The sequence below is a fragment of the Streptomyces endocoffeicus genome, assembly GCF_016741935.1.
GTDB classification, from domain to species: domain Bacteria; phylum Actinomycetota; class Actinomycetes; order Streptomycetales; family Streptomycetaceae; genus Streptomyces; species Streptomyces endocoffeicus.
The window spans coordinates 226,920-242,120 of record NZ_JAERRG010000009.1; the positions used below are offsets into that span (position 1 = coordinate 226,920).

Consider the following 15,201-nt stretch of genomic DNA (forward strand, 5'->3'; position numbering starts at 1 on the left):
TCGGTCAGCCTTATCGCTGATATGAGTCTCGGTCGGGTTGCCGGGGAGCTGCTCGCGATTTACGGCTTAAAGGCGAGTGCGCCATAAACGACGCAGTCTTTAGCCGCGTCAGGCTTGACACCGGGTTTCGGCCGCCACTGACTGGTCGCCACGACACCCGGAGGGAGAATCTCCAGACCCGCCCCCTGCAGGAACCCCTCTATCGTCGCTTTGTCCCGTGGGTTGACCACGACTCCGCCCTGTGCGTAGAGGGCTGCCAGCTGTTCGGCGCGGGCATGGTCGTGATCGTACGTGCCCTGGGAAAACGCCACGTAACTACCCCGGGGCAACTCACGTGCCAGGTGGGCGATGATGTCAGCGGGATCATCCTTGTCGGAGATGAAATGAAAAACCAGACCCAGAACCAGCCCGACGGGCCGGGAGAAGTCAATAGCCTCCTGCACTACACGGCTGCGCAGGATCGCTTCTGGCTCACGCACATCGGCAGTAAGGTAACCGACCCGTTCGTCGACATCCCCCCAAGCCGACAAATTGGCAATGATTGTACGGTCATTGTCAACATATACGACCCGGCAATCTGGATTAGCATCTTGCGCAACTTGATGAACATTAGGCTCATGCGGAAGGCCCGCGCCGACGTCGAGGATTTGCCGGATGCCATATTCGCCGACAAGGGTTTCTACTGCACGCAGCACGAATCCGCGCTCGTTTCGAGCTATCCGGGCAATGCTGGGAAGGTGGTCCTGGATTTCCTTTCCCAGCTTGCGGTCGCCCGGCCAGCCGTCTTTCGGATGGCCCAGGAATATCTGGTACAACCGAGCCGCGTGGGCTGGACGATTGGCGCCGTCAGATGTCATGTTGCTGTTCTCCAGTCATCATGGATTTTCTGAAGCAGCCTCCGCGTCTCCTCCCCACGCGCCGCCGCCTGTCCCGCCGTCTGGTCCAGAACCTCGGTGTACGAAGCCACGGCGTCCTGCCTGTCCACGAAGTCCATCCGGTCGAGTTGGTCAACGCACACGATGTCCGGCAACTCGGCCGATCGCAGACGGTACAGACAGCAACTCCCTGCTCGTGCCGCGTGAGGGATACCCGCGGAAAAGGGAACAACCTGGATCGTTATGCGGGGTTGCTCTGCAAGCTTCAGTAGATGGGCGAGTTGTCCCTCCATGACGCCAGGGCTTCCTGTCTCCCGGAGCAGTGCAGCCTGATCGAAGGTCACCCACAGTTGCGGACCATTGTCGTCATCGAGGACGGCCTGACGGCGCTGGAGGAGTTCCATCCACCGGTCGCAGTCCGGCACCGGCGCGGCAGCGCGGGCGTACTCCGCCGTCTGCATCAGTGCGGGCACTTCATTGGGCACATATCCCCTGATCTTGTCAGCAGCACCCTCGACCATCACGCAGTTTGCCATGGCCGGAGACAGAACATCGCTGTACTCGTCCCACCAGTTATCCTGCTCAGCCCTGCTGCCCAGCTCGACCAGGGCGTTGACCGTGGCGTCGTCTGCGCCGTAATAGATGAGAAGCTCGCGCCAAGGCGTCGACCGCGCTGGCTTGTGCAGCCCCTTCTCCAAGCGCCGCACAGTGTTGTGATTCACCCCCAGATGGGCCGCAGCTTCATCGAAACTGCGGCCTGTACGCTCACGCAAGTCCTGCAGGTGCCTACCGAGCACCCGCCGCAGGATCGCCGGACTCTCCTCCGACACGTCGCTCCCGTCGCCTCTGGCCGCCGCAGATGCGGGCAACCACGCCAAGATTTGCGAATCGCATACCAGTCTGGTGCGGAGGGTACCGCGTTCTCGCCCGTGGCAGTGCTATGTGCGGCTTCTTCCACCGCAGCACCGTACCCGGACGTCTGATCCGCAGCCGCAGGTCAGTTCTGTGCAGGTTCACCCGCAACACTTTTGCATTCTGATCTGATTCACCCCGGCCCGGCCTTTTATGCGCAGGTGACCAGAAGTGCGTCTCCGGCGCCGGGGTCTTCGCCACTGTTCTGGACGCAGGCTTCGTGGTCGACGAGCGTGACGGTGACCATACAACCCGGACCGCGCCGCCGATGCTCCGCCCTTGTCCGGTGCATCACGGTCCGGCCGTGCGGGTTTCGCAAGTCGGGTTCGAGACCGAGTTGCTCACAGTCCACACTGCAGTTCGCCAGCAAACCCCGCTGGTTCCGGGCGGCGCCTTCGACGCCTGACATTCCTACGGGAACGGCACACATCGAAAACTCTCCGGCCCGGCCATCCCCTTCTTCTCCCATCCACCACCGCGCCGGCCGCCACGCTCGGCGCAGTCCCCGTCTGTATCGTCGTGCGCTTCGTCGACTGGGAGTGGCCGATGGCCGTCCCCCGGGTCCTCGCTGTAGATGACCGCGGAGACCGCGCTGTCGTAGGCATCGTTGAGGCCGTTGCCGCTTGTGCCGAGCATGTTCTCCCAGTCGATTCCCATGACTACGAGCCTAGACCGTATGGAGAACCGGCGCCTCGCTCGCAAGTTGGCGCGGGTTGTCGCCACTCTGAGTGCCGGTAGAGCCGCAATTTCGGGAGGTGCCGGTCATGTTCGAGCGTACGTATGCCGGGCTGGATGTTCACGCCCGTTCGGTCGTCGGGGACGCGATCGATGGAGTTTCCGGGGGGGGATCCGGTCGCTGCGGCTGGCGCCGCAGACGGAGCCGGTGTGGGGCCATCGAGCAGATGGCCGCCGTCTCGCCGTTCGCGCCGGTGGTGGGGCGGCTGGGGTGCCTGCGCGGGGTCAGCTTATCGGTGCCGCAGGACGACCACGGTTGCGTCGTCGCGATACAGATCCCCGGTCTTCTCCTCTTTCTCGCCCTCAGCGGCGGTGACAAGCGCGTCAGCAAGGGCCTGCGGAGCGTCTGCATGGTCTCGACACAGGGCCTCGACAGTCTCCAGATCGACCTGGTCGGAGATCCCGTCCGAGACGAGCAGAACCAGGGGGACGTCCTCGGGGATCTCCACCTGGCGGCACGTCATCTCGGTCGCCTGGGCGAGGCCGAGCCGCGCCCAGTTGTCCTGGGTCTCGGCAACCTCGACGGGGACGATCTCGATCGTCTTGTCCCCGTTCCACCGCAGCCACTCGCCCATGGTCTGGTCCGTGCTCCACAGGGTCAGCGCTGCACCGTCCCAGCCGTACGCCCTACAGTCCCCGATCCAGTGGACGCTGGTGGGCCGTCCGGGCTCCATGGAGGCGACGACGGCGGACATGTGCGGCGGCCGGCCGTACGCGGCGGCCATGCGCCCGGCAGCGGTCAGGCCGACGAGCCCGCCCATCGCCATCCCCATGAGGGCGATCGCGGACGGCGCGTGCCGGGCGAAGTCCACGACTTCCTCGTGGTGGCCGGCACCGTCGACAACAGCCGCGCACACCCGCCCGCCCCGCCGGTGGACGTGGGCGCCATCCGCATACGGCGGCTCGGTGCCGGGGCGCTGGGCGATCCCGACCGTTACCGCCACCGTCTTGTTGTCCGTCACTGGAACTCCTTCCGCCGGGGGTACCCGGCTCTGCCGATGAACACAGTCGTCATACAGCCAGCTCGTCAAGGGGAATATCGGAGCATTTTCACGTGCCTCCTGCGGAAGATGACGCAATATCGCCTACCTTGCCCGGAAATTGATGCCGTGCCAGGGCGGTGTGCCCTCCGAGTGCTTGCCAGCTTTGACGCGTTATTCGCCCTCGGGAGTGTTCTTGTCTCGCAAGGGCCGCAGCCCGCCGGGCAGTTCGGAAGCTGGAAGGAGTACCGGCCGAGTTGATGTGGTGGCGAACGAACGGCGACAGCCGGGCAACGTCCTCCTCGCGGAGCTGAGTGACGGCGGCGTCCATATAGCAAGTGTTGAAGAGGACCAGGGCGTTGAGGACTACGCCAGGTCGCCGATCTGGTCTCATCCGAACTAGCCCAGCACATTGGCGGGTTCGCTTCCGAGTCGACGTTCACCACGGAAAGCAGTCGTGGAGAAGTTGGGTAGATCGGTGTCCTCGAGCGCGCCGCCAGTTGCTCGCCACCGTCCCGACCCTGGGAACGTACGAGGAGAGAGCCTTGCGGGTGGAGTGGTCCGACACGGGATGCCGCTAGCGGGCGGATCTCCGTTGTTCGCGTACCGCAAGGGACAGTTCTTGCATGGCCTCTCGGGCGTGGTCGTGTTCTTCCTTGTCGAGCGCGGCAAGCACGCGTGCCGCCAGGAGGCGAATGGTCTCGGGCAAGGCGTCCTGGGCCGCGATCCGGTAGGCGTAGGTGCGGCGGGCGGCCCGTTCCTCAGGGGTGACGCCGTCGGGGCTCGACGGGGAGACCGCGGTCTCGTACTGGGCCACTCCGAGAAGCAGGCCGTGGGACAGCTCTTCGGCGAAGCCGCGATCACGAGCGGCCTGGTGAGCTGCGTTGAACTTCGCCATGCTGCGGCGGCGGGTCAGAAAGGCGCCAAGAGCCGCAGCACATCCGCCGGCTAGCGCGGAGAGCCCTGCTGTGCCCGGCCCGCCCAGGACCGCGCCGATGAGCCTGCCTACCGCGGCCATGAGGCAGGTCACCGCGATGCTGGACAGCAGGACGGCGCGGGCGGGCGTTTGAGAGCGCGTAGCGTCAAGTCTGCCCGAGTTGGCGGCCGTACTACTCCGGCGTCACCACGGTCGTGGCGAGCACAACGTGCACGACCTCAACTTCGGGTCTACCGCTTGACCACCCGTCTGTGAGGGGGCTCCTGACGCAGCCTGGTCAACATCTTGACCGGACTCCGGGGTGCCCTGTCCGGGCGGGTCGTACTACCGATTGCCGTAGCGGAACTGCGGGGTGTCGGTGAACTGCTCGTCGTATGTGTCCACGAGCTGCTGCAGCATGGTGCCGGAAAAGTCGGTGTCGAGGTCCTGGACCTGCCAGTTCTTCGCCTTCGGCCACGGCCCGTCCTCGGCGGCCTTGAAGATGGATCTGTCGGCATACGGCTTCCACAGTCTGCGCGCTGGTCACGTCACTCAGGCAAGGCGGAACGGCGCGAGCACCGAGGAGATCATGCGGGCCGGCCGGTGGCGGAAGCCCGAGACGGTGAACGTCTACGTCCGGGAGTTCAACCCGGCCGCCCGCAACAGCGTCATGCGCCTGGGTCTGCGACCTCTCCGGCCGGCTTGTTGCGGACGTCACGCATCCGGGCGTCGAGAGCGGCCTGGGTCTCAGGATCGAGCTCGTAGTCGCCGGCGGTTTCAGGGTTGACGTCCAGCGCGTGAGAGCGGAAGGCCTCCCCTTCGGCGGAGAGCTGCTGGATGGTCTGGGTGATCCGGTGGATCTTCTGGCGCTGCCTCTCCCATTCCTGCTCGGCGAGGGCGAGTTCGGCGAGCTGGTTCTGGATCTCAGCCTCGTTTTCCCGGGCGTAGTTGTCGCTGACCAGTGTGATCAGAGGAACCCCGAGAGCCTTGGCGGCGGTGACCGCCTCGTCGAGCCTGACCGCGCGGATCCGCTGCTCGATGCGTGTGATGGCGGTGGAGTCGACGTTCGTGCCGAGCAGTTTGGCCATACGGCGCGCTAGCTCTGCCTGGCTGATGCCGAGACGTTTGCGTTCTTGACGAAGTCGGCGGGCGAAAAGGTCTCCGGGCAGTGGGTTCATGGCGGTTTGGTACTTCCTGGTCAAGATCGCGATCGACGGTGGGTGAGGGTGGCCCGCCTCGAAATCGAGCAGGCCAGCGCCGTGGCAGTGCTGGAGCGGCACATTACACATCTCGCACTGCGGATTCCACAGGCGTCCACCGCGGCCCTGCGGTCACGCGTCGCGATGCCGATTCGCCTCGCTTCCGAGCGCCTTTCGACTCTTTATCGATAGCTCCTTTCGTGTGCCTGTGATCCACCATTCGAATGAGGTAGATTAGTCACTGCGGATGCGCACGTATACGAGCCAGCAGGGGAAGCCGACAGCATGCCCACCGACCACCCCGGCTTCCATCACTGCTCGACCGGTTGGATGAGCTGCGCTTGTTGCCTTGTGACTCACTGTCATGCCACCGAATGATTCGAAAGGCGAGAGGAAAGAGCCATGGCGAAGATCTACGAGGCAGCTGTCCTCACACAGGCCTCCTTGCCGAGTGCGGCCTGGGACCTGACCAGCTTCCTGCAGAACGCCAAGTCCCAGATCCAGCTCTGGGGCGGTCTTCTGCTCATGCTGCTCGGTGCTGTCGGCCTGGTCTGGGGCGGTGTGCTCCTGATCAAGAAGCTGATGGCCAACCCGCAGTCCGCAGGTCATCAGCAGGGCTGGGGCACGATCGCGCTCCTCATTCTCGTCGGCGGAGCCCTGGGCACCGGCGGGTGGTCGCTGATGTCGACGATCGGTTCCGGCGGCCAGCAGACCATCACGGACCTCGGCGGCGGCACGGTGATCATCCAGACCGCCGATCAGTTCAGCGGGTTCCTGAGCGGCCCTTCCAAGTAAGAGGCCGTCCCAGACCGTGCACACGACCGGGGGCAGAGACGTCGAGCGAACCGGGTCGGTTGAGGCGCAAAGCCTCCTCCGGCCCGGTTCGCCATATCCGGGCCCGCAGCACGGTGCAGGCACGAAAGAGAGCAGAACATGGGGATCAAGGACAAGGCACTGGCCTTCAGCAGGAAGTTCAAGCTCGACTCGCACCACGCGATCGAGCGTTTTGGGGTGTTCTTCGGCATCTTCGCGGTCACGGGTGCGATCGTGATCAGCGCATCGGGGGCCTCGGCGTACCAGGCGGGGCTCGACTCGCTGTCGCAGACGGCGCTGTACACCAGCGACTTCAAGACGTCGAAGACGAATCTCGACGGCACCGTCGACGGGATCTACACCAACGAGAGCGGCAACAAGGCGCTCGTGATGATGCACTTCAGTCCGACCGCTCAGATCTCGTACAACGCCGCGGACTACAGGGCTTTCCTGCTCGGGTCGGACACCTCGCTGAACAGTGAGCCGGTCAGCACCAGTGGGATCAAGGGCTCCTTCTACGCCTTCGGCACGACCGGCTACGTCGGGGTCCTCCTGAACGCCGACCGGCCCTTCGACCGCCAGGTGCTGAACCTGACGGTCCGTGCGAATGCCGAACTCACCACGCCCGGAGCGGAGCAGGCGCACAGCAGCGGCAAGCTGGCCGGCGACGAGACCTTCTCCAAGTACGACCAGTGGCGGGTCTTCTTCAACCCCGGCGCATCCGGGGTCCAGAAGATCGCGGCGCTCGACGCTCTGACCTTCGACCCTGCGCAGGCCTACTACGAGGTCGCACTCAAGGAGAAGGAGAGCGAGGCCAGGGATGCCCTGGACCAGAAGCTCGTCGAGTTGCGCACGAACCTGACGCAGATTCAGTCGTACACGTCCGACCTGCAGACGACGAAGATCGACGGCCTGTTCCTGCGTCCGCCGGCCGTTCCGGTCTCGATCGCCACCGACAAGATCACGGGCGTCTCCGCAGCCGCGGCCAAGGACGGCGTCTCGACGCTGGCGCTGCAGACCAAACACGTCGTCCCGGGCGGCTTCGACCTCAACTGGCGTGCAGGCAACGTCTACGACGGCTACCTCGGCGCCCTGGTTCCGGCCGGTCAAAGCTACGCCCAGTTCTTCACCAAGAAGCGTGACGAGGGCTCGGATCCGACGAGCCAGCAGGTCTCGGACATGCGGTGGATCCTCTCGGACGGCACCAGCCTCACCAAGGACTACCAGTCCTCTGACGTGACGATGCGCCCTCTCATGAACATCATGAACAATCTTTCACAGGCGTATCAGAACTACTCGCGGAACAAGTCGCAGTACGAGTCGGATCTCTCGCTGAACCTGCTCCGACTGGATGCGAGTCTGCGGGACGTGCAGTCCAACAGCACCATTCGTCACGACAAGGACTTCCTCATCACTCTCCATTGAGTGCAGCGATGAAGTCACGCATCCCGCTACCTGGCATTGATCCGGAAAGGAAAACGACATGGCCACCGACAAGCCGAATCGGAGTCCCAAGAAGGGGACGACGAAGGACCAGTCGAGCACGTCGGTGAGTCAGGGGATGCCCCGGCAAGGTCGCGGGACCAAGAGCCTCGGCCCTGAGGAAGACATCGAGAAGCCTCCCGAGGGCAAGGCCAGCGTGCCCAAGCAGCTCCCGGCCCCGGGAGCTGATTCTTCTGGTCCTTCTGGCGCGGCGAACACTGCGCCGAAGATGCCGGACGCGGCAGACACCGCAGAGACCGCAGGCAAGGCGGCCGGCGCCGCGAATGCCGGGTGCAGGGCATGAACCGCGTCGCCGGGAACATGGCCGGAGGCGCGGCCCGGAAGGCGATCGAGGGAGACGGCAGCAGCGCGACCCGCCGTAACGCCGGGCGTTACGCGGGAGCTACCGTCTCCGGTGCCGTGGCGGGCGCACAGGCTGGCGGGCTTCCGGGAGCTGCCGTTGGCGCAGCAAAGAACGTCGGCGTCGAGGGGGCCCAGGACGCGGTCAAGGGCGTGTCCGAGGTCACCGGCGGCAGCCCGGACGCCAAGCCGGCCGACCAGCGCGAGCTGGGTGCCGGCGGCACGGGCTACGAGCGCGGTGCGTCGAAAGACGACGAGGGCCTGGGCTCGAAGGCGGCCAAGGGCGTCGCCGTCGGCGGTGGCGCGGCTGCTGCTCCGCCGGCCATGGGCGTGGTCATGGCCATGGCCTTCCTGAACTGGTTGAAGTCCATGTTCTTCGCCGCTATGGCGATGATCGTCAACGCCGGGAAGCTGCTGTGGATGCTCATCGTCAACATCGCCAAGGCGGTTGGTCATGCGATCGCTGCGCCGTTCATGGCGATCGGCAGCTTCATAGCCAAGGGGGCCGGCGCGGTCCTGGGCGTCACCGTCACGGCGACGATGGCCCCTGTAGCGGCAGCGATGTCGGGTGTGGTCGCGATGACCGCCACCGTGGCCCTGCTGGGCACGGTCTTGACCGGCGTCCTCAACTCGACGGCGCTGACCGAGGGCAGCATCAACGCGAACGGGACGGCGTGCGTCGTCAACGCGGGTAGCATCGGCAACGGTTCCGGGGCCACCGTCCCGGCGGACGTGGAGAAGAACGCCAAGGAGATCTACTCGGTACTCAGCAGCTGGGGGATGCCGAAGGAGAACATCGCGGGCATCCTCGGCAACTGGTCGCAGGAGTCCGGGATCGACCCGACGAGCGTGCAGAACTTCCCCATGAGGACGTATGCCATAACCGCCGAGAAGGCCAGCGCCGCACAGAACACGGATAATGGCATCGGTCTCGGGCAGTGGACGTTCGGCCGCAACACGCTGCTGCGCCAGTATGCGAAGAGCAAGGGCGTCGGCTGGTTCACGATCAAGGCCCAGCTGGCCTTCATGGCCGAGGGTGACAACCCGGGCGACGTCACGGTCTTCAAGGACATGCTCATGAAGTCGCAGGGCTCGCCGCGTGCGGCGGCGCTGCACTTCCACGAGAAGTGGGAGCGCTCCGCTGACGGCTCGGCGGAGCTCACCGCACGAGGCGACAACGCCCAGATGTGGTTCGGCAAGATGAGCGGCTGGTCGGTCGACAGCTCGATCGTGGGCGGCGTCGAGAACATCGTCGGCGGGATCATCGAGAACATCGGCAACGGGATCGACACGATCCTGGGCAACTGCACCTCCAAGGGCGGCAGTTCCGTCTCGCTGAAGGACGGCGGGATGACGCAGGAGGAGGCCCAGGCTCTCGTCGACCTCTTCAACAAGGAGGGCGGGAAGTTCCTGGATGGCCGGTACGGTCCGGGCGGTGGCCCGGGTTCCTGCAACGGCAACCATGCGATGAACTGCGTGTCGTTCTCGACCTACTTCGTGAACAAGTACACAACATTCCAGACCTACCCGGCCGGTGACGGCAAGGAGACGGCGTACACGATTGCGAGGGAGACCGGCAAGCAGATGTCCTCGACCCCGACGGCGTACTCGGTGGGCTCCGGCCCGGGCTACGGCCCCGCCGGCCACACTCTCGTAGTGCTCGGCGTCCAGGGCGACAAGGTCATCCTCGGCGAGGCCGGCTATTGCGCATTCATGGGTCGGGTTCGCGTCGACAGCGCGGCGCGGATGGCGGCCAAGGGCTGGAAGTTCGTGGGCATGTCGGATGCGATGCTCCCCTCCGACAAGATCAAGACCGTCTGATGCGCTGCATCTGATCTGGGAGCGAGAAGCCGGTGCCGCGCGATCCGGGCACCGGCTTCTTCATGTCCGGTGCAGGCCCTGCGTGCCGGCTTCGCTTTTCGGAGCCCTTATCGAATGGATTCAGAGTCGGCCTGAAATGCCTTTACAGATAGACTTGAGTCGTTTATGAGAGCAACGCTGAGTGAGGAGTGTGTTCCGTGGCGACAGCCCATGACGAGTCCGAGAGCACGGGCCCCGAGCAGGAGACCGGGGCGATGCCCGAAGCGAAGCCCGCGGCACCGAAGACACACAAGAAGGTCACCGGAGCTGAGCTCGAAGAGCGCTTCGCGAGCTGGACGATGCGCCAGCGCGAACGGGTCCAGACACGCAGCCCGGAGGACAACGCGCGCCTGATCCGACGCAGCGTGACCGCGGTGATGGGGGTCGGGATCCTCACCCTCGTCGTCGCCACGGGCGTGGCCGGCGAGAGCTTCAAGGCGAGCACGGCGGACAACGAGGCCCAGATCGTCCAGCTCAAGGGGCAGCTGGATGATGCCCGGTCCACGCCCGCGAAGGCGGACGCCGGCGCGCAGTTGTCCAAGCTCACCGAGGCGGCAGCCGCCGACGCGAAGAAGGTCGCGACCGGGGAGCAGACCTTCGCCACGTTGTACCACCAGGCCAGCGTCCAGCCCAGCCCGAACAACGGGGCCCCGAACCAGGCCACGCTGGAGATCATCAAGCACCGCCGGGGCATGGCACCGCTGTTCAGCAAGGACTCCTTCCTGGTCAGTGACAAGGAGGCGTACAGCACCTCGTCGCTGACACCGTTCGATGCGACTACCGAGATCGATCCGCGCCACGCCTGGTACATCCGCTACGCCGGCCAGAACGCAGCTGCCCCGAGCACGTACGCATGGAAGGTCGAGACGGTGATGCCCGATCTGAGCGTGAAGGACGGCTCGGGCGCGACGAACCAGGCAAAGGTCGTCTGGCTGTGCCGGGACACGAAGAGCGGCGAGGTGCTCGCCTGGGCGAGCGCGCGTTACGTGCGCAACGGCACGACGGGGACCTTCGACCACTTGGCGCTCGTGGTGACCGCCGCCGGTGCTCAGCACGAGAACCCCGCGATCAAGATGCCGGCCGGGTCCGGAGTCCCTGAACTCAGCGGCACGGGCACACAGAAGAAGGGCCGGAAGCGATGACGGAGCAGACGGCAGCACCCATGCGGCGGGGATTCTTCCGGCGCAACCTCTCGGCCCTGGTGACGGCTGCGGTCCTCACGGTCGTCGCGACGGCTGCCGGTGTGACCTTCAGCAGCCAGCACGCGGCCCTGGCTGAGCAGGAAGCCCAGATTGACGACGTCGAGGAACAGGTGGCAGGCATCCAGAAGAAGAACGCCGAGCAGGTGAACGCGGACGTCATGGCGGCCCTGGGTGTCAGCCAGAACCGGCTGAGCACCGACGGTGAGCGCATCAAGTCGCTGCTCTCGATGGCCTTCACGTGGGACTCGGGACAGAGCTATGAGGCGGCGCGCGAGAGCCTGAAGAGCCGGTTCGGCCTCACCGAGAACGCGACGTTCCTGAAGTCGTTCATGCCTCCGTCGAGGTTCAATGAGGACTCCCAGGGGCGGCGTTATTACTACATCGACACGGTCGGCCTGAACTCGGCCCTCGGAGCGGATCCGGACATCGAGGTCGTCGACGTCCGGGCGGGCGTCTACACCTACGCCATCCTGGCCGACGTCGAGGTCACCTCCGACGCGGTGTCCCAGAACAAGGCGAGCAAAGCCAGTGTCACGGCACACCGGCGCGCACTGCTCTTCGTCACGGTCGACACCCAGGGCAAGGTCTCGAATCTCTCCGGCGTCCCGGCGAGTGGCGAGACTCGCTATTCCGGATAACCCATACCCCCTTTCGATTCGCCTTATTGATAGAGTTGCCCTGGTATTCGAGTGAGGCATCGAGTCGAGGACCAATGGCATCGACACAGACCGATGAGTCGGGTGGGGGCGCAGTGCGCAAGACGCGCTTCGTCGCGACGTCCGCGTCCTCACAGGGGGGCGCGGATACTCCTGAGCAGACGGAGCCCGCGGGCGGCCTGCGCAAGCGCACCCTCGTGGCCGGCATGAGCATGGGTGTGGGCGCACTGCTGTGCTTCGTACTCTCCGCGGGGTTCTCCAGCGGTCAGAACGCGGTGAGCGATACGGCTGCGCCGGAGATCTCCACTCTGCAGGAGCAGATCAGGATCACCGAGGCGAAGACGGCGGCACTGCCGAAGGCCGACGACGCCAAGCGTGGTCTGACCGCGGCCCTGACGGCGGCTGGTCAGGTCGCGAAGCTGCAGAACGACTACCGCTGCCTGACGCCCAGCGTGGCGGCAGACGGCGGCACGCTCGTCACGGCGACTTCTCAGTCGACGCTGCGCAACCTCATCCCCTACTTTGCCCCCTCGGTGCACCAGGCGGACCTGGGGCCGTGGTACCTGCTCGCCAGTGACAAGGACGTGGCAGCCGGCGCCGGGATCCCGATGAGCTTCAACTCCGGCTTTGAGTGGGTCGCCCAGGTGCCCTACCTGGTCAACGACGACGGCACCATCACGGTGACCTGGCTGGCGAGGGAGACCAGAACGGGTGCAGGCGAGAGGCCGGCGGTACTGGCCTGGGCCCGCGCCGATTACGACCTGGTCCGCAAGGCGTTCGTGAACATCCAGACCGGCACGACCGCCCCCGGCGAGGCCTTGAAGCAGGAGGTGAAGACACCGTGAAGGAGGAGATCAAGGACAAGCTGCGCCAGCACGCCGGGAAGATCCTGCTCGGCGGTACCGGGGCGCTGCTCGTGCTCTCGGTGGTCACGCTCGGAGCCAGCCTGCTCAGCGACGGCCCTGCCGCGTCGGACACCCAGGCCGATGCGGTTGTTCAGAAACTCGAAGGCAACCTCGGCGACGCCCGGGCCAAGCTCGCAACACAGCACACGGCGCTGCTGGTTCAGCTGCTGGGCATGGACATCGAGCGGGTGAACCGCGACAGGGCGACGGGCCGGTCCCTCCTGCTCAGCCTCACCGACAGCTCGGCGTCGACCCGGACCGTCAAGGAGCAGCAGGTACTGCTCGACGCGCGCTACGGCTTCCTCGACCACAAGTCCCGGGCGCTCACCGAGTTCGTGCCGGAGTGGATGACGGCGACCGGAGCCACGAAGGGCGCTGGGAGGACGTACACGCTCGCTGATCTGGACATTGATGTGAGTCGGGTGCAGGGCCTGAACTACTCCTGCACGGGGGTGGCCCGGCTCGATCCAGTCCGCGTTGGACCGGATCAGAACAGCGCTGCCAAGAGCGAGTTCGTGGTCTTCACCTACTCCACCTCTCAGGACGGCACGGTGACGTCGCTGGACGCCTACCGGGCCTCCAGCAAGACCCGCGACGCCCTCGCTGCCGCCAGCGAGGAACAGCCCTCCCTCAAGCCGACCGGGTGAGCAACGCGCCCACCGCTTCAGCACGCACCCCAGAAGACCCCGACGAGACGTAAGGACACGAACATGTCGGCCCAGACCCTGGAGAAGACCGAGACGACCGCCCCGACGAGCACGGCCGCGACGGCGAAGAAGACCACGGCGAAGCCCGTGAAGGATCAGAAGGACTCGAAGCTGCACACCGGATGGCGGCGTCTGGCCCCGAAGAAGGAGACCGGCAGGTTCTCCGTCGTGGTGTGGGCGGGGTTCTTCCGGGTCATCGTCCTTCTCGCCGACTACCTGCTGGCGTTCATCACCGCCGTGGTCATCATCCCGCTGCTGGGCGCATGGCTGCACCAGCGGTCGGGCGCATCCCGGGGTGCGCTCAGTGCGGACGGAACCATCGCCGTGTGGCTGATGCCGCTCCTCTTCCTGGTCGCACTGCTCGCCGCGGGCGAGATCGTCGTGATGCGCGGCATGTGGCGCTGGGCAACGCGGATGATCGCGAAGATCCGGGACGCCCGGGGCGAGGCGTCCGGAGCCGACGTCACACCGAAGTCCACGACCAGGACCGCCAACCGGAGCAAGACCTACCGCAAGAGGAGCAAGTGATGCGCACCGCAGGACTGACGATGAACGACGTATGGGCCCACCGCGTCCTGCGTGAACGGGGAGTGGAGACGTACCGGCTGGAGGGGGTGACCGCTGAGCTGGGTGTCATGGTCGAATCGCTCGACCTCACGCACCGGGGCAAGGAGGAGAACTACCGCCCGTATCTGCACATGACGGGCGAGCTGCGCTCGGTCACCCCGGCCCAGGCCCTGCCGTTCGGCATCTCCCAGGTGACCTACTCCCCCGGTCAGGGCGAGAAGGTAGACGCCTTCTATGAGTTCGATGACCAGCAACTCGTCGTACTCGCCGGCAAGGGCTACTTCACGAGCGGCTTCGCCGTGCCCGAGCAAGTCACCGGGATCGAGTGGGAGCTGCCGGCCACGGCGGACATGCTTGTCCTCGCCCCGTCAGGGGCGCAGACCGAAGGCGATACGTCCGTGGTCTTCACCCAGATCCACGACATCGGGGGCCTGGAGATCGATCTCGAGTCCAGCGGCTACGACCTCGCCGGCTACTTCGCCGACCACTCCAAGGACGGCGTCCCGCGAGCTGAAGCCGTAGTCGATGCGCGTGGGCTGAAGGCGCGCTCGGACGCGATCAACTCGCTGTTCACCGAAGCCGAGCTGGGCCTGGACACCGAGGTCAAGCAGGTCGTCGGAGCGCCCGTGCCTGAGGCAGCGCCGGTTGCTGACGGCATGAGCGCGCGTCTGCAGCAGATCGAAGCGGAGATCGCCGCCGAACGGGACCGGTACCAGACCGAGCGCGCGAGCACCGAAGGCACCACGGAAAACCTCTACCGGGAGCGCGTGGCTGGGGCTCTGCACCGGGCCGAGGAGCAGGAGGAGTCGTTCGCTCCCCCGGTTCCGGCCCGTGACGCGCAGCGCGACCTGAACCTGGATCTCTTGGAGCTGGGCGAGCAGGAGCAGGAGCAGGAGTCCCGGCGACATGAGGTCAAGCCCGTCCCGAGTCCGGACGAGCGCAAACACCGGATGGCCCAGCGTGCGGCCGATCTGGACTTCGGCGAGGACGGCGAGCAGAGCCTGGGGTCTTGAGGACGGATCAGGCATGACG

General features: G+C 65.7%; 16 protein-coding genes and 1 pseudogene. 10 read left to right on the forward strand and 7 right to left on the reverse strand.

The features are described from left to right. Nucleotides 1-59: 59 nt before the first annotated feature. From JK364_RS23385 to JK364_RS23415, 7 genes and pseudogenes are all read right to left on the reverse strand, one after another. Nucleotides 60-857, reverse strand: a complete 798-nt coding sequence (locus JK364_RS23385) for an SAM-dependent methyltransferase (RefSeq protein ID WP_201853111.1) — start codon at nt 855-857, stop codon at nt 60-62. Then, on the reverse strand, nt 854-1,705 hold the full coding sequence (locus tag JK364_RS23390) for a helix-turn-helix domain-containing protein (protein ID WP_201853112.1): 852 nt from the start codon (nt 1,703-1,705) through the stop codon (nt 854-856). The genes JK364_RS23385 and JK364_RS23390 overlap by 4 nt, the downstream gene beginning before the upstream one ends. Before the next feature lie 493 nt (nt 1,706-2,198). Beyond that, nucleotides 2,199-2,444, reverse strand: a complete 246-nt coding sequence (locus JK364_RS23395) for a hypothetical protein (RefSeq protein ID WP_201853324.1) — start codon at nt 2,442-2,444, stop codon at nt 2,199-2,201. A 308-nt stretch (nt 2,445-2,752) separates the two neighbouring features. Then, nucleotides 2,753-3,484 carry a hypothetical protein gene (locus JK364_RS57610; protein ID WP_307841368.1) on the reverse strand — a complete coding sequence of 244 codons (732 nt, stop codon included), beginning with the start codon at nt 3,482-3,484 and terminating at the stop codon, nt 2,753-2,755. A gap of 192 nt (nt 3,485-3,676) precedes the next feature. Next, nucleotides 3,677-3,875, reverse strand: a pseudogene (locus tag JK364_RS58100) (Tn3 family transposase); the annotation flags it as partial. 204 nt (nt 3,876-4,079) lie between these two features. After that, nucleotides 4,080-4,400 carry a hypothetical protein gene (locus JK364_RS23410; RefSeq protein WP_230992388.1) on the reverse strand — a complete coding sequence of 107 codons (321 nt, stop codon included), beginning with the start codon at nt 4,398-4,400 and terminating at the stop codon, nt 4,080-4,082. 686 nt (nt 4,401-5,086) lie between these two features. After that, the gene (locus JK364_RS23415) at nt 5,087-5,596 is read right to left on the reverse strand and encodes a helix-turn-helix domain-containing protein (RefSeq protein WP_201853114.1); all 510 of its coding nucleotides are present in this window, start codon (nt 5,594-5,596) and stop codon (nt 5,087-5,089) included. Nucleotides 5,597-6,019: 423 nt separating this feature from the next. Between JK364_RS23415 and JK364_RS23420 the strand changes: the two genes are divergently transcribed. The 10 genes from JK364_RS23420 to JK364_RS23465 all read left to right on the forward strand — a co-directional run bounded on the left by JK364_RS23420 (nt 6,020) and on the right by JK364_RS23465 (nt 15,182). Then, nucleotides 6,020-6,412: a hypothetical protein gene (locus JK364_RS23420; RefSeq protein ID WP_201853115.1), complete on the forward strand. Its 393-nt coding sequence runs from the start codon at nt 6,020-6,022 to the stop codon at nt 6,410-6,412. A 138-nt stretch (nt 6,413-6,550) separates the two neighbouring features. Beyond that, entirely contained in the window at nt 6,551-7,855 is a 1,305-nt protein-coding gene (locus JK364_RS23425) for a hypothetical protein (RefSeq protein ID WP_201853116.1), read from the forward strand. Between the two features lie 58 nt (nt 7,856-7,913). After that, on the forward strand, nt 7,914-8,216 hold the full coding sequence (locus JK364_RS23430) for a hypothetical protein (protein WP_201853117.1): 303 nt from the start codon (nt 7,914-7,916) through the stop codon (nt 8,214-8,216). Then, a complete protein-coding gene (locus tag JK364_RS23435) occupies nt 8,213-10,093 on the forward strand; it encodes a phage tail tip lysozyme (protein ID WP_201853118.1) in 1,881 nt (626 codons plus the stop codon). The genes JK364_RS23430 and JK364_RS23435 overlap by 4 nt, the downstream gene beginning before the upstream one ends. Nucleotides 10,094-10,290: 197 nt before the next feature. Beyond that, nucleotides 10,291-11,274 carry a hypothetical protein gene (locus tag JK364_RS23440; protein WP_201853119.1) on the forward strand — a complete coding sequence of 328 codons (984 nt, stop codon included), beginning with the start codon at nt 10,291-10,293 and terminating at the stop codon, nt 11,272-11,274. Next, nucleotides 11,271-11,972: a hypothetical protein gene (locus tag JK364_RS23445; protein WP_201853120.1), complete on the forward strand. Its 702-nt coding sequence runs from the start codon at nt 11,271-11,273 to the stop codon at nt 11,970-11,972. The genes JK364_RS23440 and JK364_RS23445 overlap by 4 nt, the downstream gene beginning before the upstream one ends. Before the next feature lie 113 nt (nt 11,973-12,085). Further along, complete coding sequence (locus tag JK364_RS23450) at nt 12,086-12,835, forward strand: hypothetical protein (protein WP_201853121.1); 750 nt, start codon at nt 12,086-12,088, stop codon at nt 12,833-12,835. After that, nucleotides 12,832-13,542 (forward strand): hypothetical protein, encoded by a 711-nt coding sequence (locus JK364_RS23455; protein ID WP_201853122.1) that lies wholly within the window; start codon nt 12,832-12,834, stop codon nt 13,540-13,542. Before JK364_RS23450 ends, JK364_RS23455 begins: the two co-directional genes overlap by 4 nt. 63 nt (nt 13,543-13,605) lie before the next feature. After that, complete coding sequence (locus JK364_RS23460; RefSeq protein WP_201853123.1) at nt 13,606-14,130, forward strand: hypothetical protein; 525 nt, start codon at nt 13,606-13,608, stop codon at nt 14,128-14,130. Then, the gene (locus JK364_RS23465) at nt 14,130-15,182 is read left to right on the forward strand and encodes a hypothetical protein (protein WP_201853124.1); all 1,053 of its coding nucleotides are present in this window, start codon (nt 14,130-14,132) and stop codon (nt 15,180-15,182) included. Before JK364_RS23460 ends, JK364_RS23465 begins: the two co-directional genes overlap by 1 nt. The last annotated feature ends 19 nt before the right edge of the window (nt 15,183-15,201 follow it).

Coding starts and splice junctions, on each gene's coding strand:
- JK364_RS23385 (WP_201853111.1), bottom strand. CDS start 857: ATGACATCTGACGGCGCCAATCGTCCAGCCCACGCGGCTCGGTTGTAC.
- JK364_RS23395 (WP_201853324.1), bottom strand. CDS start 2,444: ATGGGAATCGACTGGGAGAACATGCTCGGCACAAGCGGCAACGGCCTC.
- JK364_RS23410 (WP_230992388.1), bottom strand. CDS start 4,400: ATGGCGAAGTTCAACGCAGCTCACCAGGCCGCTCGTGATCGCGGCTTC.
- JK364_RS23415 (WP_201853114.1), bottom strand. CDS start 5,596: ATGAACCCACTGCCCGGAGACCTTTTCGCCCGCCGACTTCGTCAAGAA.
- JK364_RS23420 (WP_201853115.1), top strand. CDS start 6,020: ATGGCGAAGATCTACGAGGCAGCTGTCCTCACACAGGCCTCCTTGCCG.
- JK364_RS23425 (WP_201853116.1), top strand. CDS start 6,551: ATGGGGATCAAGGACAAGGCACTGGCCTTCAGCAGGAAGTTCAAGCTC.
- JK364_RS23430 (WP_201853117.1), top strand. CDS start 7,914: ATGGCCACCGACAAGCCGAATCGGAGTCCCAAGAAGGGGACGACGAAG.
- JK364_RS23435 (WP_201853118.1), top strand. CDS start 8,213: ATGAACCGCGTCGCCGGGAACATGGCCGGAGGCGCGGCCCGGAAGGCG.
- JK364_RS23445 (WP_201853120.1), top strand. CDS start 11,271: ATGACGGAGCAGACGGCAGCACCCATGCGGCGGGGATTCTTCCGGCGC.
- JK364_RS23460 (WP_201853123.1), top strand. CDS start 13,606: ATGTCGGCCCAGACCCTGGAGAAGACCGAGACGACCGCCCCGACGAGC.
- JK364_RS23465 (WP_201853124.1), top strand. CDS start 14,130: ATGCGCACCGCAGGACTGACGATGAACGACGTATGGGCCCACCGCGTC.